This window comes from Brevibacillus fluminis (genome assembly GCF_003710825.1).
GTDB classification, from domain to species: domain Bacteria; phylum Bacillota; class Bacilli; order Brevibacillales; family Brevibacillaceae; genus Brevibacillus_D; species Brevibacillus_D fluminis.
This window is the reverse complement of sequence record NZ_RHHQ01000023.1, coordinates 43,763-65,430: the sequence shown is the minus strand read 5'-3', so window position 1 is coordinate 65,430 and position 21,668 is coordinate 43,763. Positions and strand designations below refer to the sequence as shown.

Sequence of the window (21,668 nt, the reverse complement as noted above, 5' to 3'; positions counted from 1 at the left end):
TTGCAGTTTTGGTAAAAGAGGAGTAGCGTATATTCGTTCTGATGTAGTTGTTAACGCTGAATCGTAAAGAGCGGGGGAACCAATTGATCGGGGTGAATCTCAGAAATGAGTAGGGCGACTCGTCCGTCCGAATCCGACAGCTAACCTCGTAAGCGTAGGTGAGGAGGTTTACCATGTGCTGTAATACGACTTGATCCTCTCATTCGTGCTCATGTCTCAATTTGCCTTGTAAAAAGACAACATGAAGATGAAGTGGGGAAAGATTCGAGTGGTAGCAAAATTAAAGCGCATTTTCATTGGACGACCAATGAAGTCGACAGAGCTGGCTGAAGAAAAGCTTACCAAATTAAAGGCGTTGGCTGTTCTATCGTCTGACGCGCTTTCATCCGTAGCATACGGTACTGAACAAATTTTGATTGTGCTGATGGCAGCAGGTTTTTCCGCGTTGTGGTATTCGATTCCGATTTCACTGGCGGTGTTGGGACTGCTGACCGTTCTCGTCTTGTCATACCGGCAAACGATCTATACGTATCCAACAGGGGGCGGCGCCTATATCGTCGCAAAAGAAAACCTCGGAACACCAGTCGGTCTCGTGGCTGGCGGTTCGCTGCTGGTCGATTACATTTTGACCGTTGCCGTCAGTTCGTCAGCTGGGACGGATGCGATCACATCTGCCTTTCCCGAGTTGCATGACGACCGCGTTCTCATCGCGCTATTGATGATCGCGGGGCTGACGCTGCTGAATTTGCGCGGGATTACGGAATCGGCTTCGATTTTGGCGCTGCCCGTCTATCTATTTGTATTTGCCATTTTCATTTTGATCATCGGCGGCACGTATCGGATTCTCACTGGTTCTGTCCCAGCGGCAGCCCCAACGTACGGCCTGTCCGTGCATGGCATCGGTCTGTTCATGCTGCTAAAGGCATTTAGTTCAGGCTGTTCCGCATTGACAGGGGTGGAAGCGGTTTCCAACGCGATCCCGAACTTCAAGGCGCCTGCTGAAAAAAATGCAGCGCGGACGCTGGTGATGATGGGCTTGATTCTGGGTGCGATGTTTATCGGAATCAGTTTGATGGCCTATTATTTTGGCATCGCCCCTGATCCAAAAGAGACGGTGGTATCCAAAATCGCCGAGGCCACGTTCGGTCGAGGGTTCGCCTACTATGCAATCCAGGGCGTGACGGCGCTGATTCTCTTTTTGGCGGCCAACACGGCGTTTGCTGCGTTCCCGCTTCTGGCGTTCATGCTGGCAAAAGACAAGTTTATGCCGCACATGTTCAAAGTGCGCGGGGACCGTCTTGGCTTTTCCAACGGCATCATCGTCTTGGGCATTTTCTCCGCAATCTTGATCATCCTGTTTGAAGGGGATACGGAGAATTTGATTCCGCTCTATGCTGTCGGCGTATTCATTCCGTTTACGCTGTCACAGGCCGGAATGATGAAACGCTGGTTTACGAAAAAAACAGCGGGCTGGGTGCTTCCATTCTGCATCAACACGTTGGGCATGCTGACGACGCTCACGATCACATTGATTTTCATCGTGACGAAGTTTTCACAGGTGTGGATGGTCTTTCTTTTCTTACCTGCTGTCATCTTCATTTTCCTTAAAATCAACCGGCATTACCAGGATATCGCGCAGCAGCTCAAGCTCGATATCGCGACGGAGAAGCCGGTCGTCAGCGGCAGTGTGATCGTGATTCCGGTGGCAGGGATCACGACGGTCGTGTCTGAAACAATCGGTTATGCCAAATCACTCACAAATAACGTCGTGGCCGTCTATGTCGGCTTTGATGATGAATCTGTCGAAAAGATGGAGCAACGATGGGAAGAGTGGAATCCGGGTGTGCGTCTGATCGTATTGCGCTCGCGCTACCGCAGCATCATCCGCCCACTAGTTAAGTTCATCGACACCGTCGAATGGAAACGGGCGGCAACCGATCATGTCACGATCATGATTCCGCAATTCATCGTGAAAAAATGGTGGCATCACTTCTTGCACAACCAAACCAGCTTGCAAATCCGGGCGTATTTGTTCGCTCGTCGCGACATCACCATCGCGACCGTTCCTTATCGACTGGAAAAATAAAAAATAGAAACAGGAGGCATTCGCGATGGGCGGATGCCTCTTTTTTTGACTGTGAAAGGCAGCGCATTTAGCAGGAGATTACTTGCAGATGTGTAAAAATGATGGAGAAGAAAGTGGACCCATTTGCGAAACGTGTGGAATTTTGAAAACGTCTATGTAATAGAGAAGCCATTTATTTGGTAAAGGCGGGAGTCCCATTGAAATTATCGCAAGTCCACCCCATTTTTTATCACACGCGCATCAAACAAAAGCAGCTTGCGCGCACATGCAGCGACCTGGTGTGCCGGACAAAATTTGCCGAAGACGTCTCCCAAGCGCTGCTTCCGCATTCCTGCAAAAAGCATCAATCGCTCTTACGCCGGAAGCTGGGCAATGCCGATCCACAATTGCAAGAAAATAAAATCGTCAACCTCAAGCTTGCGATCGAGCAGCTTGACGGGCTTCTCATCAGGCCGGGAGAGACGTTTTCCTTCTGGCGGCGCGTCGGGAAGCCGACCAAACGAAGAGGGTTTATTGAAGGGATGCTTTTGTCCCAAGGCAAGGTCATCACCGGAGTTGGCGGCGGGCTCTGCCAGATGGCCAATCTACTGTACTGGATGGCTTTGCATACGCCATTGCAGATCAGCGAGCGCCATCATCACAACTTTGACCCGTTTCCCGACGATCAGCGTGTGCTGCCATTCGGCAGTGGGGCTAGCGTCTTCTATAATTATGTGGACTTGCGCTTCTACAATCCGACCGATCAAACGTTCCAGCTTTTGGTCTGGATGACAGATCAGCATCTAAAAGGAAAAATTGTCTCCGATCGCGAGTGGCCGTATGCGTACCATATCGAAGAACGGAATCACCATTTTCTGAGGGAACAGGATAAAACATACCGGACAAATGAGCTATGGCGGCATATGGTGGAAAAACGGACGGGAAAAACCGTCAAGGTGGAGCATTTGATGAAAAACAAGGCGGAGGTCAAGTATCCGGTTCATTTTGAGGAAAATTCAAATCTGACAGAGGAAAGCGGACGTATGTGAGTGAAGAATGTGACAAAATCAAGGATAGGTAGATGAAAAGGGCCTGATTCGTGTATGATTACCTTGTTGCAAAAAGCTGGTAGGAAGCGGTTTCATTGTTGGTACAAGCAGGTTATGCTCGTGCTTGCCCACTATCGCCGCAATCGGAAAGGAGCAAGGAATCGTGGGAGAGGTTGACTTTAAGGTACTTCCCTGGGAGTTGTTTTTGTATGGCGTGTTCATTTTTCTGGGGCTTGGTTCTGTCTTTTGCTTAGGCTTCATGCGGATTTTCCAAGGGCGTGTGCGTGTCGGCGTGACGCTCATGAGCGTTTCGGTCGTCGTTTTTTTCGTTAGTTATTATTTCGTCAATCGCTGGTATTTCTAGGTTCATGGGCCGAGCGCTCTCCTCCTCAAGACGGAGCTTGCAATCAATCGATTGTCGGTATGCTCCATACATAATGGCATGCTATGATTGTACCAACAGATTGAGTTAGCCAAGGAGGAAGTTTTATGGATCATAACGGGGTAAAGGCGATCACGCATGCGAGTGCATTTTTTGCGCCAATCCTAGTTCCGCTGATCGTCTGGTTGTTAATGAGCGATCGAACGGTGAAAAGCATGGCGCTGCAAGCGCTGCTGTTCCACATTATCATGAGCGTATTGATTGGAATTTCGATCATGTTTTCCTATATCATCATCGGAATTCCGTTCTTGATCGTTTTCGGCTTGATGGGGATTTACTATCCAATCAAAGGTATCATTTATTCGTTGTCGGGACGACGTTTCCACTACCCGTTCCTCGGTGGAGTGTAAGGAATGGCAAGCATTAGCGACAAAAAGCCTGTCTGCATGAGCGGACGGGTTTTTTCCTTTTGTTGGATAATGGATTGACAAGATTCGGAAATAAACGGAAAATAGATCGTGCTTGGCATGAAGTTACATTTTTTTGAAGGCCTGTTACGAGAAAGGAGGTGTCAGTACCCAATGAATGGAGTGGAAAAGGAAAAACTGCTCTTGCACCGAAATGAAAAAAGTTATTTCACCATCTGTGCGATTGTGAGCGTCATCGGTTATCTGTATCTGATCATTTCTATCGTCGGGATCGCGGTGCTGGCGGTTCTGTTTTTGCTGCCATTGTTTTACCATGCGATCAGCATGGCAACGATCCGCAAAAATGGCGTCCGCCTCACAGCGCGCCAGTTCCCTGAGGTCTATGAGCGGACGAAAGATCTGGCGGTTCGCATGGGGCTTACAGTCATGCCCGATGTGTATGTGCTGGAGTCGGGCGGTCAGCTTAACGCATTCGCCACACGCTTTTTCGGTAGAAATATGGTCGTGCTCTATTCGGATATGTTCGACTTGATCAATTCTGGTGCAAACGATGAACTCGACTACGTGATCGCACACGAGCTGGCGCACATCAAACGAAACCATATTGGCAAGCACCTCTTCATTTTACCGGCAATGTGGATTCCGTTTGTCGGGGAGGCGTATTCTCGTGCATGCGAATATACGTGCGACCGGATGGCAGCCTATTATACAGGAAATCCTGAAGCTGCAATAAATGGTTTGACCATTTTGGCTATCGGCAAGGCACTCTACCGGCAGGTGGATCGGGAGGAGTATTTGCATCAAACTCAGCAAGAACGCGGCTTCTTTGTCTGGCTGGCGGAAAAGCTGTCCACGCATCCTGCTTTACCGAACCGGATGCAAGAAATTCATTTTTTATTCCGTGAACAAGTCATATCCAAAACCGCTTATCCATTAAATGGATAGTAGTGGGCTACAAATCAGATGAGTGGAGAGTGATCATCATATGGAAAGCTTGCCTCAGATTCCGAGCAACCCGGTTGGATTCTGGCGTCGACTCGGCGCGAATTTGTTAGACGGGATCATCATTGGCGTTCCACTTTCACTTATCTCGTACCTGATTACAGGCGATTGGGAGAAGGATGAACCGTTCACAAATGCGCTCTCGTACTTATATTCGTTGCTCGTCCCTGTTTTGTGGAGTGGATACACGATCGGTAAAAGGATTGCGGGCATCCGTATCGCGAAGATGAATGGTGAAAAGGTCGGGATCGGCACGATGCTGCTTCGCGGGCTTGTAGCCTCCCTCGTGTACGTGATTACGCTCGGGATCGGATTGATCGTCAGTGCGATCATGGTAGGCGTACGGCAGGATAAACGGTCGATCCATGATTTCATCGCAGGAACGTATGTGACGAGCGACAAACCATAATGTCATGGCTTGGAAAGGAAGAGCCCTGTGGGAACGTTCCCATCGGGGCTCTTCCTTCATTTATCGAAGTGATGGATGTAGAAACAGATTTGTAACTTTGTCAGATTATTCTAAAAAGAAGGGAGGGAACCCTTTCTGCAGAATCTGTTATCGTAACGTATTCAACCAGTGCATCCCGGTGAGAAATTCAAAGGTTTTCCCTAAGATCATGGTGACAGGAGGACGTGTATGGCAACGATTATTACCTCGACAATTGGCGATCTACTCGACGAAACCACCGGGATGTACCCGGAGAAAGAAGCGGTCGTTTATCCTGAGCGCAACCTACGGTATACGTACAAGCAATTTCAGGCCGAATGCGACCAAGCTGCAAAAGGGCTCATACAGTTGGGAATCCAAAAAGGCGAAAACATCGCGATTTGGGCGACCAACGTACCGGAATGGGTTATCGCTCAATTCGCATCCGCCAAAATGGGTGCCGTGCTTGTGACGGTCAATACCAATTACCGCACTCACGAGCTGGAGTATTTACTGCGTAATTCCGATGCAACCACGATCCTTTTGATTGAAGGGTATCGCGATGCCAACTATGTGGACATGCTGCAAGAGATTTGTCCGGAGCTTACGGAAGCTGAACCTGGCTCACTCCGTGCCGAGCGGCTGCCGCTTTTGAAAAATGTCATTTATATTGGTGATCAGCCGCGGGTGGGCATGTTCAGCTGGCAAGATTTGATTCGTTTGGGCGATGCCGTTTCCGATGAAAAGCTGCTGGAAAGACAGCGCAGCTTGACACCCGATGAGGTAATCAACATGCAGTACACATCTGGAACGACCGGTTTCCCGAAGGGCGTGATGCTCACTCATCAAAATCTTGTGAATAACGCCGTGAATGTAGCGGGTGCGCAAAACATCACGAATGACGATAAAATCTGCATCCCGGTACCGTTTTTCCATTGCTTCGGCTGCTCGATGGGGACATTGGCTGCGGTCGCCACTGGCGCTGCAATGGTGCCGCTGATTACATTTGACCCGCTGAAAGTGCTGGAGGCAGTGCAGCAAGAAAAATGTACCGCACTGTACGGAGTGCCAACGATGTTCATCTCCGAATTGAATCACCCGAGGTTTGCTGACTTTGACCTGACCTCGCTGCGGACAGGGATCATGGCTGGTTCCCCTTGCCCGATTGAAGTCATGAAAAAAGTGGTGGACAGCATGGGCATTCGCGAAATTACGATCGCGTATGGCCAAACGGAATCATCACCCGTTATTACCCAAACCCGCGTAGATGACAGCATTGAGCGGCGCGTGACGACAGTCGGCAGAGTGCTTGCCAATACAGAGGTAAAAATCATCGATCCTGTGACCGGCGATGAGGTTGGGCCAGATGTGCAGGGCGAATTGTGCTCGCGCGGCATCCATACGATGAAAGGATATTACAAAATGCCCGAGGCGACCGCTAAAGCGATCGACGCAGAAGGATGGCTGCACACCGGCGACCTCGCGACGATGGATGAAGAAGGCTATGTAAAAATTACCGGAAGACTCAAGGACATGATCATACGCGGCGGGGAGAACATTTACCCGCTGGAAGTCGAGCAATTCCTCTATACCCACCCGAATATTTTTGACGTGCAGGTCTTTGGCGTCCCGGATGAAAAATACGGCGAGCAGGTCGCAGCTTACGTGAAAGTGAAGGAAGGCCAAGCCATTACGCCGGAGGAAGTAAAGGCGTATTGCGAAGGGAAAATTGCCCGTTACAAAATCCCTCATTACGTCGCAATCGTTACCGAGTATCCCATGACCGCATCCGGCAAAATCCAGAAATACAAGCTGCGGGAAATGGCGGTCGCCCAGTACAGGCTGGCAAATGCCGATGCCGACGCGGACACGACCGCGTAATATTTCTTGAGAAAAAAGCATCCGTCGCGGATGCTTTTTCGCTGTGCAAATAAAAATAGAGGCTATGAGCCGCCCATTTATTTCCACAATTCAAGCAATTACTATTTACAATCAGAAGTGATCTTTGTATACTGAAGTCAGAAAGTTTCCCTGATGCAAAAAATGTTGCTGTCCACAACAAATCAATCACATAATTTTTTTTAGCGCATATGTTGCCTAGAGGCAAAAAAATTAGTCCATTCCACATAAATAGAGATGACATAAAGAGAGTGGTGAACAACATGGCAAAAGAATATGCAAAAGCAATGTCGATAGAAGAACGTTCGGACGGCTGGAAACAAGACCGGAAGCAGCCGTCATTGCAAGAAGTGCATCGTTCGCTGAAGGTGCCAACGACCGGCTCCTGGTTTCGCAAGTTTCTGGCATTTGTCGGTCCTGGCTACTTGGTAGCGGTCGGCTACATGGACCCGGGCAACTGGGCGACTGACATCGCGGGTGGGTCGCTGTTTGGCTACACGCTCTTGTCCGTCGTGATGCTGTCCAACCTGATGGCTATCCTGCTCCAAGCATTGGCTGGGAAATTGGGAATTGCCACCGGAAGAGACCTCGCTCAAGCGTGCCGGGATCACTACAGCAAGCCAGTCAATATGGGGCTTTGGTTTTTATGCGAGCTTGCCATCGCAGCTTGCGATTTGGCAGAAGTGATTGGTGCGGCGGTCGCGCTGAACCTGCTGTTTGGAATTCCGTTGTTGTACGGCGTGATTTTGACCGCGATTGATGTCGTGTTGATTTTGTTCTTGCAAAACAAAGGCTTCCGTTATATCGAAGCATTGGTCATCATTCTGATCGTGACGATCGGCGGCTGCTTTGCGGTGGAGATGTTCTTGTCCAAACCGGATATGCTCGGGATCGCCAAAGGGTTTGTTCCGAATGCGGAAATCTTGAGCAACCCAGAAATGCTCTATATCGCGATCGGGATATTGGGTGCAACCGTAATGCCGCACAATCTGTATTTGCATTCGTCGATCGTCCAAACCCGTCAATTCAGCTTGACCAGCCGTGGCAAACGTGAGGCCATCCGCTTTGCCACGTTGGATTCGACCATCGCGCTTTTGTTTGCGCTCTTCATCAATGCGGGGATTTTGATTCTCTCGGCAGCCACGTTTCACCGAGCTGGTATGACGGATGTCGCTGATATCAATGATGCATATCACCTGCTCACACCGCTTTTGGGCACGACGTTAGGCAGTATCCTTTTCGGGGTGGCGCTGCTTGCATCGGGGCAAAACTCCACGCTGACGGGTACGCTGGCAGGGCAGATCGTCATGGAAGGGTTCCTCAATATCCGCATGAAGCCGTGGATTCGCCGCTTGCTGACCCGATTGATTGCCATCATTCCAGCCGTGATCGTAACGGCGATGTACGGGGAAGGCGGAACCGCACAGCTGTTGATTTTGAGCCAGGTCATTTTGTCTCTGCAGCTTTCGTTCGCGGTCGTTCCACTCGTCAAATTTACGAACGACAAAAATAAAATGGGCGAGTTCGTCAACCCATTGTGGTTGAAAATCCTCGCATGGATCGTAGCCGGCATCATCATGGTGCTGAATGCGTACCTCTTGTTCCAGACCATTTTCGGTTAATCAAAAAAGCGGTGACCATATCTACAAATGGGGCCGCTTTTTTTTGTTGGGTGCGGTAACGAAATCGGCACAGGCAGCGTCTTACCAAATAAACACAAGACGAGGTAACGATGAAAAACGAATTGCCGAAATCAATTTCTCATATTGTGCATACATACGCGGAACAGCTGCGGATGTTCTTGCCACATAAGCTCGTTGGTGTCTATTTATACGGCTCCATTTCGCTAGGAGGGTATGAGGAGGGGAAGAGTGACATTGATTTTGTGACCATCTTAACAGAGGAGCTTACAACAGAGGAGAGTCTTGCGCTCGATGAGCTTCATCGCAAGTTGAAAGATAAGCTACCGCTTGCTGGGAAGCTTGACGGCGTTTATGTGACGGAAGCGGATGTCGGAAAAACAAATGCTGAGCTGCGACCATACCCATACTGTTCTGAAGGGGCGTTCCATGCCTCAGGTCATTGGGATCTCAATCATGTGACATGGTGGCTGCTTCATCATCACGGGTTTACCATCGCGGGGAAAGAATGCGCGGCGCTTGCAATCGGGGTAACCTGGGGTGATGTCATGGAGGCGATGCAGGACAACCTGACACAGTATTGGGAGAAAAAATCAAGCCAGCTACTGTTATTTCTCGCGGACGAATGGGTGGAATTCGCTGTGCTGACGATGTGCCGCATTTACGATACGGTCACCCATCAGCGTATCGTCACCAAAACGAAGGCGGCGGAGGAAGCTATTGCAGCACTCCCGCAGCGCTGGCATCCGTTGATCACAGAAGCGCTGAGACTGCGACAGTCGCATGAGGGAAGCCCAGCAACTATGAATCGGATGAAGCGCGCCGTCGAAACACGTGTTTTTATCCGTGAGCTGATTCCAATCTGCAAATCACGGCTCACATAATTCCAAAAGAAAATTGCAAAACGCCCGACGACCAAGTGGAGTGGTCATGGGCGTTTTGCAAATTTTTGTTGTATGAGCCGGACTAAGATGGTAAATCCGATCAGCCGCAGAAGGAGCTCGACGTACACGGAAAAATGCGGAACGATGCTTCCGCCAAAGGCGATCAGGACTACCAGTCCCAAAAAGAGCAGCTGGAGCGGTAACGGGCGTAGTTCAGAAGACTGTAGAAGCGGTTCGCAGACCGAACGGATGAGCATGGAAGCCACCAGACTCACTTGCCAAAGCGCCACAAGCAGGTACGGGTACAATAACAATGGGGAGCGGTTGGTCAAAATTTCGAGCAACGGATTTTCCAAGGAATGCGCGTCATGCCAATGAGCCAAAATAGCAAAGTGCCCGATCAGGCTGATGGTGAGGATGATTATTCCCCCGAACGCTGCCCCCAAATAAACGACGGGAGTGCTTACGCTAGTGTCCTCGGTCGAGTGGGTTGGAAGGAAAGCCGAGAAAAGGAGTAGAGCATGCAAGCAAACAAAGAAAATCGCATGCCACAGCCAGGAAATATTCAATTGATAGGTGAGCGGAGGAAGTGGTACATAGTGCTGTAAGGAAAAGACAAGACCGAGCAGGAGAGCGCTCATAGCAAGGGCAATGATGGAACCTGCAAACACAGTAGATCCTTTTGATCGAAGGAAAGCGAATGATAGTGCGGCACAGACCAACATTCCTGCCAGCATCGGAAGAGATAAGGTACCTTGCGCAGCTTTTGCGTATTCCTGCAAGAGCGATCCAACATAGATGAGAAGCAATAGCGCCAGCGTGGACGAAAGCGCCGGTGCCGCTCGTTCGCCAAACAGATGGAACAAAAATTGTCGGTGTGATTGCAAACCTGTATCGCGAATGAGCAGGACTATTTTGGCTGTCAACCAGACGAATCCGAGGGTGACAAGCACGATGCCGATCGTCCCCCACGATCCGAAATAGGAAAAAAATCGCAGCCACTCTCCGCCGAACAGGTAGGTTCCCCCTAGCGCAGAGGCAGCAGAAATGACGGCGATCTGCCAAGCCGTTCGGTTCATTTGGCATCATCCTTCATAAGAGCTAGTACCAATCTATGTGCAAGCTATAGCCTTTCAGAACCTATGCGATAAAGAAAAATTTGGAGGTTTTCCTTGCATCTTTTTCTTTTTTCACGGTATTATGGATTTGTCTGCATTTTGAAGGCTGAAACGAGGGATTTAATGTGCCAACTCCAAGCATGGAAGATTATTTAGAGAAAATATACAGTTTAATTGAAGAAAAAGGCTATGCTCGTGTTTCAGACATCGCGGAAGCCTTGGCCGTACACCCCTCATCGGTTACTAAAATGGTCCAAAAACTTGACAAAGATAAATATCTGGTTTATGAGAAATATCGTGGACTTGTACTTACACCAAAAGGGAAAAAGATCGGGAAGCGTCTGGTTCATCGACATACGCTCTTGGAAGAATTTTTGCGCCTGATCGGCGTTGATGAAGAGCACATCTATAAAGATGTCGAAGGAATCGAGCACCATCTCAGCTGGGAATCGATCACCTGCATTGAATATTTGATGGCGTATTTCGAGCAAGACCCGCAGCGATCGGTTGAACTGCTGCGCATTAAACAAGAGGATGAGCAAAAAGAAGAGGAATCCTAACATCGCGATGGAATTCCCCTCACGATGCTGTTCTCAGGTGCATTCATGGAAAACATGGATCACTTGATACAGCGGGCGGAGGGGATTTTGACTTCGATACGCCAATTTTCTCCTGAAATGTGGCGCTTTGATGACGAGGGAAGCGCGAGTAAATCCTCTGTAATTATTCATGAAAGCGTATATATGAAGCGGAGTTTGGGGCATTTTTACCGTTCGTTGTGGATGGGCAGTTTGGCCGACAAGTGGATGGTCTGGTGGATCGGGCCTGCTTATAAAATGGGGACATGAGCGGTGGTCATACTACGCTCTCGACTACCATGTAAGCAGGAGGAGATCATTCATGCGCAAAAAAACAATTGGATCATACGCAGCTGTGCTCTGCGCGACGTTTCTTCTCAGTGCGTGCAGTGTCGTTTCCGACGTTGCGCCCAAGCCAGCTCCGAGCTTGTCAGCCGTAACGGAGCCTCATGCAACAATTTTGACTGATCTGGACCCGGCCAAGTCAACAGGCATGCGGGTTGAGGGTTTGATTGGCGATACAAAAGGCAGATTGTACACTAGTGACATGGATTCACGGCATCTTATGCGGGTGCTGCCGGATAGCGGACGAGTGGAGGTATTGACGACACTGCCTCGGCCGGCCACCGGGATGGCTTTTGACCAAAGCGGCAATCTGTATTTGGCGAGCGGCGGCAGCCAAGGCGAGGCGGGCGTGATCTTCAAGGTGTCCGCGAAAGCACTGGAGCAAGGCGCATTCGACCCGAGCAAAGTAGAGACGTTCGCGACCGGAACGAATGGGGCGAACGGGCTTGCCTTTGATGCGAAAGGAAATCTGTATGTCAGCGGCGCCGCCACTGGGAACATCTATGTCGTGAGTCCCGATGGCAAGATGCGGACATGGGTGAGCGGAATACATGCTGAACGAAAAACGCAGCCAATTGTTGTCAATGGTCTTGCATTTGACCGTGAAGGAAGGCTCTATATGGCCAATACCAGCTCCGGTGAAATTAACCGCGTCGCGATCGGCGATGACGGGACATTTGGCCAAGTTAAGCGATTTGCCAAAGACCAGCGCCTGTACGGTGCAGATGGGATTGCGTTCGGTCCTGATGGCGACCTGTACGCATGCGCCAATGAACGCAACTCCGTTGTGAAAGTGGATGCACATGGGAAAGTAACACCGGTCTGGGAAAATGCCAATGCAGGGGTACTGGAATTCCCGGCGAGCCTCCATTTCATCGGAAATACGCTATATGTGAGCAACTATGACCAGCCCCGTGGCGTGAACAAAGCGAATGAAGCTGGGATCGGGGCATCCATAGCCAAAATCGAACTGCCTGCTCAATCATAATCTAGTAAGAAGTAAGGCCTCTGCTTGATGCGGGGCTTTTTTTTATGAGGGAAAACGAATGGTTCTTATGTGCGATGTGGCTTTCTCGGTGAAACGATGGCTGCGGATGAAATGGTTTTTGTTCTAAAACAAAATGTCCTCCTTCTATATATGTAGGAAAGGGAGGGGGCGCCGTCATGAAAGCCGATGGGGTTTTTGAAGGGGGAGGCATCAAGGCAATTGGGTTCCTCGGCGCGATCGCGGAGATGGAGGCAAGAGGGTACAGTTGGGAAAAGCTCGCCGGCACCTCTGCGGGTTCCGTAGTGGCCGCATTGCTTGCCGCAGGATACCGAAGCGAGGAAATGGTGCCGATATTCTTTAAGCTGAATTACTTGATGCTCGTCGCTAGAAGGGGATTGGCCAAAATTCCTGTGGTTGGAGCTGGTCTTCAGCTGCTTTTGGCAAAAGGGCTGCATCCGAGCAGCCGGATCGAAGCGTTCATCGGACAGCTGCTTAAGCAAAAAGGTATTCAATCATTTGGCGACCTGCCACGCGATAAGCTGCGAATTGTCGCTTCGGACGTCACTTCCGGCAAAATGCTGATGTTTCCAGACGATATTGCTCAGTTTGGCATCGATCCCCAGACGATGCCCATTGCTAAAGCCGTGCGGATGAGCTGCAGCATCCCTTATTATTTCGAGCCGGTGAAGCTGACTGCCGAAGGTGTGACGCACTATGTCGTAGACGGCGGCCTGCTTAGCAATTACCCAATCTGGCTGTTCGACGTGCCTGGTACGCCGCGCTGGCCCACGTTCGGTTTCCGGTTTGGCGATGAGCAGTCACTCGCTGACCCGCAATCGATCAGGGGGTTGATCAGCTATACGAAAGCGGTGGTGACCACCATGCTCGATGCCCAGGACCAAGTGTATGTAAAGCGGCCAGACGCGGTACGTACGATTTTTATCCCCACCTTCAAGATCAAAGCTACCCAGTTCCATATTAGCCAGGAACAGAAGGAAATGCTCTATGAGTCAGGAAAGGCCGCGACGAAAGCGTTTTTTCTGACATGGGATTTCGAAGAGTACTGCAAACAGTATCGCAACAATCAGTAAAAGGGCTACCCCGACATTGAGGTAGCCCTTTTTTTGTTTATTGAGGAAAGTTGCCATCTTTAACTTTCTCTTTGTTTTTCGCCTTGCCTTTTTGTCCTTCAATTACTTGGAACGGATATTGTTTTCTAGGGGTGTGCGAATGCCGTTTTGCTGTTTTCGATGCTGCTTTTTCAGTCGGTTTTTTAGGCGTACGTGCGTTCGGCATAAAACGACCTGTCTTGAGATACTGATTCACAAAGAACAGGACTATCGCGGCTAACCCGATGACGAGAAGCGTGTTGATCGGGTTTGTATACAGCCTGAAAGCAAATCCAAACGCTGCAAGCAACAACAGCACTACCATAAGAGAATATGGGAGAAAACGCTTCGGCATGGGCTTCACCTCAATGTGTAATATCGATTTAACCAGTCGTGGCTACATTTCCTGAAGAAGCAACTTGTAGGTCACGTTCACGCATCGCGTCAAAGGCGGCGATGGCCACCTCGACCTGGCTGTCATCCGGTTCGCGGGTTGTAATTTTTTGCAGCCATAGCCCCGGGTAACCAAGGAAACGCAAAACCGGAATGTCTCTCACCTTGTTGGTCAGCTGCAGCACTTCATAGGAAAGGCCGATCACTGCAGGCAAAAGGATGATCCGCTGAATCACGCGTTCCCAAAGTGTGGTGTAGTCGAATAGCGAGTAAACGACGACCCCAACCAACACTGTAAAGATGAGGAAGCTACTTCCGCAACGATAGTGCAAGGCGGAAAATTTTTGTACGTTTTTTACTGTTAATTCTACCCCGGCTTCAAACGCATTAATCACTTTATGCTCAGCACCGTGATATTGAAACAGTCGTTTGATCAAAGGAGCTTGCGCGATGGCGAGAATATAGCCAAGCAGCAGAACGATCTTGATGCCACCCTCCACGAGGTTCTGATAAAAACCGGAAGGCACCCACTTGCCGAACAAAAAATCGGCGATAATCGCAGGCAAGACCGTAAAGGCCAGTTTACCAAAAATAAACGATAGGACGCCGACGACCGCTACGCCAAGAATCAGAGTCAGTTTGGAAGGGCCTTTAGTATCCTGAGGTTCATCCGATTCCATGCTGTAGCGCTCTGAGGCAAAGTTCATATGCTTTGCACCGTTTGCGCTGGCTTCAATCAATCCGACGATGCCGCGGATAAACGGGATTTTTTTTAGAGGAGTTAGCCACGCTTTCGTTGTACGAGGTGCTTCAAAATACTCAATCTCCTGGTTCTTTTTACGGACAGCCGTGACCGTAATGCTTTTCCCGCCGAACATGACACCTTCGATGACGGCTTGGCCTCCGTAGCTGGGGACGTTTTGTTGGGACAAGAACATTCACCTTCCTTCTCTTCCTATTGTAGCGCAAATTTGCGCCGCCTGCTACCGACAGATGCCAGTGAACCCAGAAAGGCTGTTTCGTGGTTTTGAAAGGGAAAAGGAGGAACATACTACTAACGTAACAGCCCCTGATTCGTTACGGAGGTGGATAATTTGAGACAGCATATGGAAACAAAACCGATTGGTTGGCTGAAAATTGCCGAGATTGCCTTCTGGGGCGCCGTCATCTGGGGATTCGCTCGTATGATCGCCAGCTATTTTTCCTTCACTCCATATGGTGTACGGGCTTTTTCCCGCGCGATTGTCGGCATGGGGGCCGAAAATTCGTTACCAGGCATACTAGTCGGCTTTATCGTCTTGGTCGTGTTTTCACTGGTTGCCACACTGTTGTATGCGTTGGTGTTTTCCCGCGTGCATTTGTGGTGGGGTGGAATCTTGTACGGACTTCTCTGGTTCATTCTGTTCGGTTTTTTCTTTCACATAGCGCATTGGACGGTCAATACGCTCAGCACGGAGCTCACATGGTTTTTATCTCTCGGCATGTTCATTGGGATGAGCGTATCAGCAGAAAAACTAGATGTGGAATGAAGCCTGTTCAATGGTTTCCTGGCTATGGTAAAATAAACTCCAATAAAAACTTTTTATTGGAGGGGCATTATGGCATCCGTTCTGCTGATTAACGGGCCCAACTTGAACATGCTGGGCAAGCGTGAGCCGCATATTTACGGTAGTGAGACACTATCCGATATTGTGGGGCACGCGGAAAAGGTGATGGCTGAGCTGGGAGGGACGCTTACACATGTCCAGTCCAATCATGAAGGCGTTATCATTGACGCGATTCATTCCGCTTGGGGTGTCCATGACGGAATCATCATCAATCCGGGGGCGTTCACACATTATAGCTATGCGATTCGTGATGCGATCGCTACGGTGCAGCTTCCGACGATCGAGGTACATATTTCAAACGTTCATGCCAGAGAAGAGTTTCGCCATCATTCCGTTATTTCCGCTGTGACGGTTGGCCAAATCGTTGGACTGGGAAGCGACGGATACGAGTGGGCACTGCGCGCGATGGTCCGCCGATTAGAAAAAAATAAAAAGATGTAAGGGAGAGGACACAATGACACAGCGTCTTGAACAATTGCGTGAAGCGTTTTCGAAGCATCAAATCGATGGTTTCCTCACCGATAATACAGCGAACCGCCGCTATCTCAGCGGATTTACCGGATCGACCGGAACCGTGCTCGTTTCGGGCAAAGCAGCCAAATTCATCACCGATTTCCGTTACATCGACCAAGCGACAGAGCAGGCGGTAGGGTTTGATATCGTCAACAACGATCGTGCGATGCTAAAGGCGATTGCCGAGCAAGTCAAGGAGCTCGGCATCAAGCGGCTGGGCTTTGAAAAGCAGCTCGTATCGTACGGAACTTTTGATGACTGGTCCAAAGCGCTGGAAGGCGTCGAACTTGTGCCGACAACGGGGATTGTCGAAGAGCAGCGCATGATCAAATCCGAACAGGAAGTGTCTATGATCCGCACCGCTGCGTGCATTGCAGATGATGCCTACGCGCACATCGCCAAGTTCATCAAGCCGGGCATTAGCGAGCTTCAGGTTGCGATGGAGCTGGAGTTCTACATGCGTAAACAGGGTGCCACCTCCTCGTCCTTTGACATCATCGTCGCATCCGGCGTGCGCGGCGCTCTGCCGCATGGAGTCGCGAGCTCCAAAGTGATCGAGCAGGGAGATATGGTCACGCTCGATTTCGGCGCTTTGTACAAAGGCTATGTATCTGACATAACCCGCACGCTTGCCGTTGGCGAGCCTAGCAAAAAAATGAAGGAAATCTATGAGATTGTCCTGCGCGCACAGGTAAACGGCGTGCAGAACATTCGCGCAGGAATGACAGGAAAAGAAGCGGATGCACTTACCCGCGATATCATTGAAGCGGCTGGATACGGAGAAGCGTACGGGCACTCGACCGGCCATGGCATTGGTCTTGAGGTGCACGAGCAGCCTTCGCTTTCGAAAGCGAGCGACATGGTGCTGAAGCCGGGCATGATGGTGACCGTGGAGCCGGGTATCTATGTGTCCGATTTGGGCGGCGTTCGCATCGAAGACGATGTGCTGATTACGGAGACTGGTTGTGAAATCATCACCAAGTCCACGAAAGAGTTGCTCATTTTACCAGTGTAATTTATAATACTTGTGTTATAGATTGTTAGGGGGACTACTATGATTTCTGTAAACGACTTTCGCACCGGTTTGACAATTGAAGTGGATGGAAATATTTTCCAAGTCCTGGAATTCCAACACGTAAAACCTGGTAAGGGCGCAGCGTTCGTGCGTTCCAAACTGCGTAACATGCGTAACGGCAACGTGACGGAAATGACTTTCCGCGGCGGCGAAAAAGTTAGCCCGGCGCGTATTGAGAACGATAAGATGCAATACCTGTATGGTAGCGGCGACGAATATACGTTCATGAACACAGAAACGTATGAGCAAATCACGTTTACCCGCAAGCAAATCGAGCGTGAATTGCAGTTCCTGAAAGAAAACATGATCGTGCAAATCATGTCCTACAATGGCGAAGTAATTGGTATCCAATTGCCAAACAGCGTTGAGTTGAAAGTTGTTGAATGTGAGCCAGGCATCAAAGGCGATACAGCGACAGGCGCAACCAAAAAAGCGACTTTGGAAACAGGCTTCGTTGTTAACGTTCCGCTCTTCGTGGAAATGGACGACGTCCTGATCATCGATACCCGTACAGAAGCTTACGTTTCTCGCGCATAATTCAAATGGCAGCAAAAAAACCCTGGCGGTCAGCCGGGGTTTTTTACTTGAACAAATAAAACACCTTAAACAGAAAAGCAGTAATTCCAGCAGCCATCAGTGGACCCACCGGAATTCCCCGGAAAAAGACAATCCCGATGATCGAGCCGATCACCAATCCCACGATGAGGTGGGGCTCACTCCGCAGCATATCCAGCCCTTTGCCATTCATATAGGTGGCAAGTGCCCCTCCTGCCAATGCAAGAATCCCGACAACCGTAGTGAACAGTGGCGTAATGTCTTTCCAGCTGATCTTTTCTGAGGCGAATGGAACCAGTACAGCCACCGTCAGAAACAACAGACCCAACTCAAGTCCGCGCCGTTCCATAGTTGGAAAGAATCGTTCCAATGAGGTGAGCTTCATCACAAGCAGGATGCTGGCGGCCGTGGCGATAATGGGTGAACGTCCGATCAGTCCCACGATTATTAAGATCACGAGCATGATTTCACCCGACAACCACTGCATGTGCATCAAACCCCTGTCCCGTTTTTCTATCATTTTTATGAGACAAGGTACGGAAGTATGCGCCCCTCCTTCACAATGGGTACCAATTGATAATGGTCGACCTGCGCGCAGAAGTCGATGTCATTGGTAAAGTTGTGCTGCACCAGACGTTTGCCGGTCGTGGTGGTTCGCAGACACTTCGCCAGAGAGGGGGCGGTCTGCAAATAGGCGAGGTGCATCAATTCGGCGAGATCGTTTGTTTGCAGAGCAGGGGTGATGCGTTTTGCTAAATGCGCCATCAATCCTGCAGCCAGCCCGTCTTCTAACGCGAATTCCTGGCGAGTGCCGGCACAAAACAGCGTGATGTCTTGATGGAAGGATAGTGCGTGGCGAATGCAAGCCGTTGCATTGAGGAAGCATCCGATCAAAAGCGATTGGGCCCGTTCCGCTTTTTGGATAGCCCGCGTGCCGTTCGTGGTGGTCAGAATGACATCGGCGTCTTTTTTCTCCGCTTGGCAAAGGGCAGTAGGGGAGTTGTTATAATCGAAGTCCGCGATTTTTTTGCAATGGCGCTCGCCGACCAATATCGTCCGGCTGCCTTTCAGCAAATTCGCCTGACCGATCGTCTCGACAGGGATCACGGAGGGAAAACCGTTCGCCAACGCTGTGACGATTGTTGTGGATGCCCGCAAGACATCGATGACAATCACGGTTCGATTGTTAATCTGATCGCTGCGGATTTCTTCTACGGTGCTGACCACCTCAAGCTTCATGGAATTCATCTCCTCCCAGTCAATACGCAGACTGTCGTATCACCGCGCAGTCCGCGGCGCAGAGCCTCCAACGATAGGATTTCAGCAGGGGCGATGTTTCCCAGATTCACATCCAGGCCGAGCTCTAGCAGCATGGCGACTTGCTGATGCTTTTGCGGCGCTTCCCAAATGAGCCGCTTCGCTTGCTCTCCCGCAAGTCCTGTCACTTGGTGCAGAAAATCCGTATCCATTTCGCCCGATTCGGAAAAAACGCCGACATTGCCGCTTTCGCGCGCTTCGACGATCACGTAGGAGGCGCCTGCATACAGATCGGCCTCCAATGTCTCCAGCAGTTGATTAATGTCGGCTTTGTAATCGCTCGTTTTTTTGCCGAATTCGGAATATACGGTGAAGCCTGCCTCCGCGGCAAGCGAGATGGCGCGGTGGCGTTGGTCATTGGTTAAAGGAAGGGTACCGTCCGATATTTCCAGCGCGTTGAAGCCAATCGCTTTCATGCGGGCCAAGTAGCTTTCCAGCGGCGCCTGTGCGCAGCATATTTCAAAAAAAGTGCCGCCGGGCATGACGTGGAGCTGGTTTGCTTTCGCCAGCTCCACTTTTTGCTGAAGCTGTTCCATCGGATACAGCACCGCGGTGCCAAAGCCGATTTTATACACATCCATATAGGGACTTGCGGTTGCGATGCAGTCTTGCGCAGCCCGGAGCCCTAGTCCTTTGTCAATCACCATCGTAATACCGGTCGTGCGCGGCTTATCAGCGCGAATCCCCGAGGGGTCAAGCCAGCTGGCTGGCCAGAATGGCGTTTCGTTTCCTTTCATGCGGTCTCCCCATTTCTACTAGGCATTCGCTTTAGTCTATGCCGAACGAGCCTTGAGAGTGAAGAAAGGCAGGGTGGGCCTTTGCCCAGCAGCCGAAAGGACTATTACGTGATCCCGAGTCATAGAGTTGTCCTAAAGGAGGGACGCGCATGTGGGAAAAAGCCGTTCTCGGGATGGCGGCACTGCGGATTTTGTCAGGATCGATCGAAATCGTGGCAGCCTTGCTCATTTTAAAGGTAAACCAGGTAGAAAAAGCGCTGTTGATCAATTCCGGTTTGGCGATCGTCGGGCCGCTCATCCTGCTTTCGACGACGGCCATCGGCTTGCTTGGTATGGCTGATCGATTGAATATGTGGAAGATGGTTTGGATTTTTGCGGGAATTACCCTTATCTTCGTCGGCGTGCGAAAATGAGTGATACCCCGTCCGAAACGACACTTCGGCCTTGCTTCGACTTTGCAAATGCTCCTTTCCGTTAGGTAAGATGAAAGAAAAAGGATGGGGAGGCATTACGCATGAGCAAATTGTTTAGCCCAATCACACTTGGGTCGCTTACTCTGAAAAATCGCATAGTCATGTCACCGATGTGCCAGTATTCAGCGGATGAAGAAGGATTCGTCACCGACTGGCATCCCGTCCATTATGTCAGCAGAGCGGTCGGAGGCGTAGGCGCAATCGTTGTGGAAGCGAGCGCAGTCGAGCCGGACGGTCGCATCTCTTCCCATGATCTCGGTATTTGGCAGGATGCACATGTAGCTAAATTGGCCCAGATCGTCAAGCAAGTGCACCAGCACGATGTGAAAATCGGGATCCAGCTCGCTCATGCCGGGCGCAAATCAGAGTCAGCAAAAGCGCCTGTATCCAGCTCAGACATCGCGTTTTCGGAAAAATATGCCCAGCCACGGGCGCTATCGATTCCGGAGCTGCAGGTAATCGTGGATAAATTTCGGGAAGCAGGCGAGCGCGTCGCACAAGCCGGGTTCGACTTTATCGAAATCCATGCTGCTCACGGCTACTTGATCAACCAATTTTTATCTCCGCTCGTGAACAATCGTTCGGATGAGTACGGCGGGTCGATGGAAAACCGCTTCCGCTTTTTGCGGGAAATCGTGCTGGCGGTTCGCGAACGTTGGAGCGGTCGATTGTTCGTGCGCTTATCCGCGGAAGAGTATGCCGACGGAGGCAATCATATCGAAGAGTATGTCGTGTTCAGCAAATGGTTGAAGGAATTGGGCGTCACACTGGTTGACGCGTCTTCCGGAGCGGTCGTCCCCTTCCGGATTCGCGATTTCCCCGGCTACCAAGTTCCTTTGGCGGAGCGGATTCGCAAGGAGGCTGGTATCGCGACCGGCGCCGTCGGCAAAATCACCACGCCTGAGCTGGCGGAAGCGATCGTCAGCCTGGAGCAGGCGGATTTGGTCTTTCTCGGACGGGAACTGCTGCGCAATCCGTACTGGCCGCTTCATGCGGCCAAAACGCTAAGGACTGAACAACCGATTTCTGTGCAATATGCTCGTGCGTTTACCTGATTTGCGATGATATTCCTTCCTGAAACGGA

The 21,668-nt window shown here is 50.4% G+C and carries 25 protein-coding genes and 1 riboswitch; of the genes, 19 read left to right on the top strand and 6 right to left on the bottom strand.

Annotated elements, in window-relative coordinates:
• The first annotated feature begins 44 nt into the window (after positions 1 to 44).
• Positions 45 to 170, top strand: a riboswitch (cyclic di-AMP (ydaO/yuaA leader).
• Between the two features lie 98 nt (positions 171 to 268).
• From EDM56_RS25980 to EDM56_RS25940, 9 genes are all read left to right on the top strand, one after another.
• On the top strand, positions 269 to 2,086 hold the full coding sequence (locus EDM56_RS25980) for an APC family permease (RefSeq protein WP_122920859.1): 1,818 nt from the start codon (positions 269 to 271) through the stop codon (positions 2,084 to 2,086).
• 197 nt (positions 2,087 to 2,283) lie between these two features.
• A complete protein-coding gene (locus tag EDM56_RS25975; protein WP_122920858.1) occupies positions 2,284 to 3,114 on the top strand; it encodes a VanW family protein in 831 nt (276 codons plus the stop codon).
• 163 nt (positions 3,115 to 3,277) lie between these two features.
• Positions 3,278 to 3,478: a hypothetical protein gene (locus EDM56_RS25970; RefSeq protein WP_122920857.1), complete on the top strand. Its 201-nt coding sequence runs from the start codon at positions 3,278 to 3,280 to the stop codon at positions 3,476 to 3,478.
• A gap of 125 nt (positions 3,479 to 3,603) precedes the next feature.
• On the top strand, positions 3,604 to 3,906 hold the full coding sequence (locus EDM56_RS25965; RefSeq protein ID WP_122920856.1) for a DUF4870 domain-containing protein: 303 nt from the start codon (positions 3,604 to 3,606) through the stop codon (positions 3,904 to 3,906).
• Between the two features lie 171 nt (positions 3,907 to 4,077).
• The gene (locus tag EDM56_RS25960; RefSeq protein WP_183192589.1) at positions 4,078 to 4,869 is read left to right on the top strand and encodes a M48 family metallopeptidase; all 792 of its coding nucleotides are present in this window, start codon (positions 4,078 to 4,080) and stop codon (positions 4,867 to 4,869) included.
• A 40-nt stretch (positions 4,870 to 4,909) separates the two neighbouring features.
• Positions 4,910 to 5,335 carry an RDD family protein gene (locus EDM56_RS25955; RefSeq protein WP_122920854.1) on the top strand — a complete coding sequence of 142 codons (426 nt, stop codon included), beginning with the start codon at positions 4,910 to 4,912 and terminating at the stop codon, positions 5,333 to 5,335.
• Positions 5,336 to 5,563: 228 nt separating this feature from the next.
• Positions 5,564 to 7,234 carry an AMP-binding protein gene (locus tag EDM56_RS25950; protein ID WP_122920853.1) on the top strand — a complete coding sequence of 557 codons (1,671 nt, stop codon included), beginning with the start codon at positions 5,564 to 5,566 and terminating at the stop codon, positions 7,232 to 7,234.
• A 305-nt stretch (positions 7,235 to 7,539) separates the two neighbouring features.
• On the top strand, positions 7,540 to 8,874 hold the full coding sequence (locus EDM56_RS25945; protein WP_425456362.1) for an Nramp family divalent metal transporter: 1,335 nt from the start codon (positions 7,540 to 7,542) through the stop codon (positions 8,872 to 8,874).
• Positions 8,875 to 8,984: 110 nt separating this feature from the next.
• On the top strand, positions 8,985 to 9,776 hold the full coding sequence (locus EDM56_RS25940) for a nucleotidyltransferase domain-containing protein (protein WP_122920851.1): 792 nt from the start codon (positions 8,985 to 8,987) through the stop codon (positions 9,774 to 9,776).
• A 44-nt stretch (positions 9,777 to 9,820) separates the two neighbouring features.
• Here the strand turns inward: EDM56_RS25940 and EDM56_RS25935 are convergent, their stop codons facing one another.
• Positions 9,821 to 10,855: a hypothetical protein gene (locus tag EDM56_RS25935; protein WP_122920850.1), complete on the bottom strand. Its 1,035-nt coding sequence runs from the start codon at positions 10,853 to 10,855 to the stop codon at positions 9,821 to 9,823.
• 164 nt (positions 10,856 to 11,019) lie between these two features.
• Between EDM56_RS25935 and mntR the strand changes: the two genes are divergently transcribed.
• From mntR to EDM56_RS25915, 4 genes are all read left to right on the top strand, one after another.
• On the top strand, positions 11,020 to 11,454 hold the full coding sequence (gene mntR, locus EDM56_RS25930) for a transcriptional regulator MntR (protein WP_122920849.1): 435 nt from the start codon (positions 11,020 to 11,022) through the stop codon (positions 11,452 to 11,454).
• A 54-nt stretch (positions 11,455 to 11,508) separates the two neighbouring features.
• The gene (locus EDM56_RS25925) at positions 11,509 to 11,742 is read left to right on the top strand and encodes a hypothetical protein (RefSeq protein ID WP_148040418.1); all 234 of its coding nucleotides are present in this window, start codon (positions 11,509 to 11,511) and stop codon (positions 11,740 to 11,742) included.
• A 52-nt stretch (positions 11,743 to 11,794) separates the two neighbouring features.
• Entirely contained in the window at positions 11,795 to 12,805 is a 1,011-nt protein-coding gene (locus EDM56_RS25920; protein ID WP_122920847.1) for an SMP-30/gluconolactonase/LRE family protein, read from the top strand.
• Positions 12,806 to 12,981: 176 nt separating this feature from the next.
• The gene (locus EDM56_RS25915) at positions 12,982 to 13,896 is read left to right on the top strand and encodes a patatin-like phospholipase family protein (RefSeq protein ID WP_122920846.1); all 915 of its coding nucleotides are present in this window, start codon (positions 12,982 to 12,984) and stop codon (positions 13,894 to 13,896) included.
• Between the two features lie 37 nt (positions 13,897 to 13,933).
• Here EDM56_RS25915 and EDM56_RS25910 read toward each other — a convergent pair whose 3' ends face one another.
• Both EDM56_RS25910 and EDM56_RS25905 read right to left on the bottom strand, forming a co-directional pair.
• Positions 13,934 to 14,269: a hypothetical protein gene (locus EDM56_RS25910; RefSeq protein WP_122920845.1), complete on the bottom strand. Its 336-nt coding sequence runs from the start codon at positions 14,267 to 14,269 to the stop codon at positions 13,934 to 13,936.
• Positions 14,270 to 14,297: 28 nt separating this feature from the next.
• A complete protein-coding gene (locus tag EDM56_RS25905; protein ID WP_183192604.1) occupies positions 14,298 to 15,239 on the bottom strand; it encodes a DUF1385 domain-containing protein in 942 nt (313 codons plus the stop codon).
• 162 nt (positions 15,240 to 15,401) lie between these two features.
• Between EDM56_RS25905 and EDM56_RS25900 the strand changes: the two genes are divergently transcribed.
• From EDM56_RS25900 to efp, 4 genes are all read left to right on the top strand, one after another.
• On the top strand, positions 15,402 to 15,836 hold the full coding sequence (locus EDM56_RS25900; RefSeq protein WP_122920843.1) for a YqhR family membrane protein: 435 nt from the start codon (positions 15,402 to 15,404) through the stop codon (positions 15,834 to 15,836).
• A gap of 69 nt (positions 15,837 to 15,905) precedes the next feature.
• Complete coding sequence (gene aroQ / locus EDM56_RS25895; protein ID WP_122920842.1) at positions 15,906 to 16,355, top strand: type II 3-dehydroquinate dehydratase; 450 nt, start codon at positions 15,906 to 15,908, stop codon at positions 16,353 to 16,355.
• Positions 16,356 to 16,368: 13 nt separating this feature from the next.
• A complete protein-coding gene (locus EDM56_RS25890) occupies positions 16,369 to 17,442 on the top strand; it encodes a M24 family metallopeptidase (protein ID WP_122920841.1) in 1,074 nt (357 codons plus the stop codon).
• A 39-nt stretch (positions 17,443 to 17,481) separates the two neighbouring features.
• On the top strand, positions 17,482 to 18,039 hold the full coding sequence (gene efp / locus EDM56_RS25885) for an elongation factor P (protein ID WP_122920840.1): 558 nt from the start codon (positions 17,482 to 17,484) through the stop codon (positions 18,037 to 18,039).
• Between the two features lie 43 nt (positions 18,040 to 18,082).
• On the opposite strand, the gene EDM56_RS25880 is transcribed toward efp, so the two are convergent.
• Genes EDM56_RS25880 through comA form a run of 3 tightly spaced genes read right to left on the bottom strand, consistent with a single transcriptional unit; the run spans position 18,083 to position 20,111 of the window.
• The gene (locus EDM56_RS25880) at positions 18,083 to 18,544 is read right to left on the bottom strand and encodes a DUF441 domain-containing protein (protein ID WP_122920977.1); all 462 of its coding nucleotides are present in this window, start codon (positions 18,542 to 18,544) and stop codon (positions 18,083 to 18,085) included.
• Between the two features lie 35 nt (positions 18,545 to 18,579).
• On the bottom strand, positions 18,580 to 19,296 hold the full coding sequence (locus EDM56_RS25875) for a 2-phosphosulfolactate phosphatase (RefSeq protein WP_122920839.1): 717 nt from the start codon (positions 19,294 to 19,296) through the stop codon (positions 18,580 to 18,582).
• A gap of 5 nt (positions 19,297 to 19,301) precedes the next feature.
• Positions 19,302 to 20,111 carry a phosphosulfolactate synthase gene (gene comA, locus EDM56_RS25870; protein ID WP_122920838.1) on the bottom strand — a complete coding sequence of 270 codons (810 nt, stop codon included), beginning with the start codon at positions 20,109 to 20,111 and terminating at the stop codon, positions 19,302 to 19,304.
• A 149-nt stretch (positions 20,112 to 20,260) separates the two neighbouring features.
• On the opposite strand from comA, the gene EDM56_RS25865 reads away from it, so the two are divergent.
• On the top strand, positions 20,261 to 20,524 hold the full coding sequence (locus EDM56_RS25865) for a YqhV family protein (RefSeq protein WP_122920837.1): 264 nt from the start codon (positions 20,261 to 20,263) through the stop codon (positions 20,522 to 20,524).
• 101 nt (positions 20,525 to 20,625) lie between these two features.
• Entirely contained in the window at positions 20,626 to 21,639 is a 1,014-nt protein-coding gene (gene namA, locus EDM56_RS25860; RefSeq protein ID WP_122920836.1) for an NADPH dehydrogenase NamA, read from the top strand.
• Positions 21,640 to 21,668 lie beyond the last annotated feature (29 nt).

Coding starts and splice junctions, on each gene's coding strand:
- EDM56_RS25965 (WP_122920856.1), top strand. CDS start 3,604: ATGGATCATAACGGGGTAAAGGCGATCACGCATGCGAGTGCATTTTTT.
- EDM56_RS25960 (WP_183192589.1), top strand. CDS start 4,078: ATGAATGGAGTGGAAAAGGAAAAACTGCTCTTGCACCGAAATGAAAAA.
- EDM56_RS25955 (WP_122920854.1), top strand. CDS start 4,910: ATGGAAAGCTTGCCTCAGATTCCGAGCAACCCGGTTGGATTCTGGCGT.
- EDM56_RS25950 (WP_122920853.1), top strand. CDS start 5,564: ATGGCAACGATTATTACCTCGACAATTGGCGATCTACTCGACGAAACC.
- EDM56_RS25945 (WP_425456362.1), top strand. CDS start 7,540: ATGTCGATAGAAGAACGTTCGGACGGCTGGAAACAAGACCGGAAGCAG.
- EDM56_RS25940 (WP_122920851.1), top strand. CDS start 8,985: ATGAAAAACGAATTGCCGAAATCAATTTCTCATATTGTGCATACATAC.
- EDM56_RS25935 (WP_122920850.1), bottom strand. CDS start 10,855: ATGAACCGAACGGCTTGGCAGATCGCCGTCATTTCTGCTGCCTCTGCG.
- EDM56_RS25925 (WP_148040418.1), top strand. CDS start 11,509: ATGGATCACTTGATACAGCGGGCGGAGGGGATTTTGACTTCGATACGC.
- EDM56_RS25920 (WP_122920847.1), top strand. CDS start 11,795: ATGCGCAAAAAAACAATTGGATCATACGCAGCTGTGCTCTGCGCGACG.
- EDM56_RS25915 (WP_122920846.1), top strand. CDS start 12,982: ATGAAAGCCGATGGGGTTTTTGAAGGGGGAGGCATCAAGGCAATTGGG.
- EDM56_RS25910 (WP_122920845.1), bottom strand. CDS start 14,269: ATGCCGAAGCGTTTTCTCCCATATTCTCTTATGGTAGTGCTGTTGTTG.
- aroQ (WP_122920842.1), top strand. CDS start 15,906: ATGGCATCCGTTCTGCTGATTAACGGGCCCAACTTGAACATGCTGGGC.
- EDM56_RS25890 (WP_122920841.1), top strand. CDS start 16,369: ATGACACAGCGTCTTGAACAATTGCGTGAAGCGTTTTCGAAGCATCAA.
- efp (WP_122920840.1), top strand. CDS start 17,482: ATGATTTCTGTAAACGACTTTCGCACCGGTTTGACAATTGAAGTGGAT.
- EDM56_RS25880 (WP_122920977.1), bottom strand. CDS start 18,544: ATGCAGTGGTTGTCGGGTGAAATCATGCTCGTGATCTTAATAATCGTG.
- EDM56_RS25875 (WP_122920839.1), bottom strand. CDS start 19,296: ATGAAGCTTGAGGTGGTCAGCACCGTAGAAGAAATCCGCAGCGATCAG.
- comA (WP_122920838.1), bottom strand. CDS start 20,111: ATGAAAGGAAACGAAACGCCATTCTGGCCAGCCAGCTGGCTTGACCCC.
- EDM56_RS25865 (WP_122920837.1), top strand. CDS start 20,261: ATGTGGGAAAAAGCCGTTCTCGGGATGGCGGCACTGCGGATTTTGTCA.
- namA (WP_122920836.1), top strand. CDS start 20,626: ATGAGCAAATTGTTTAGCCCAATCACACTTGGGTCGCTTACTCTGAAA.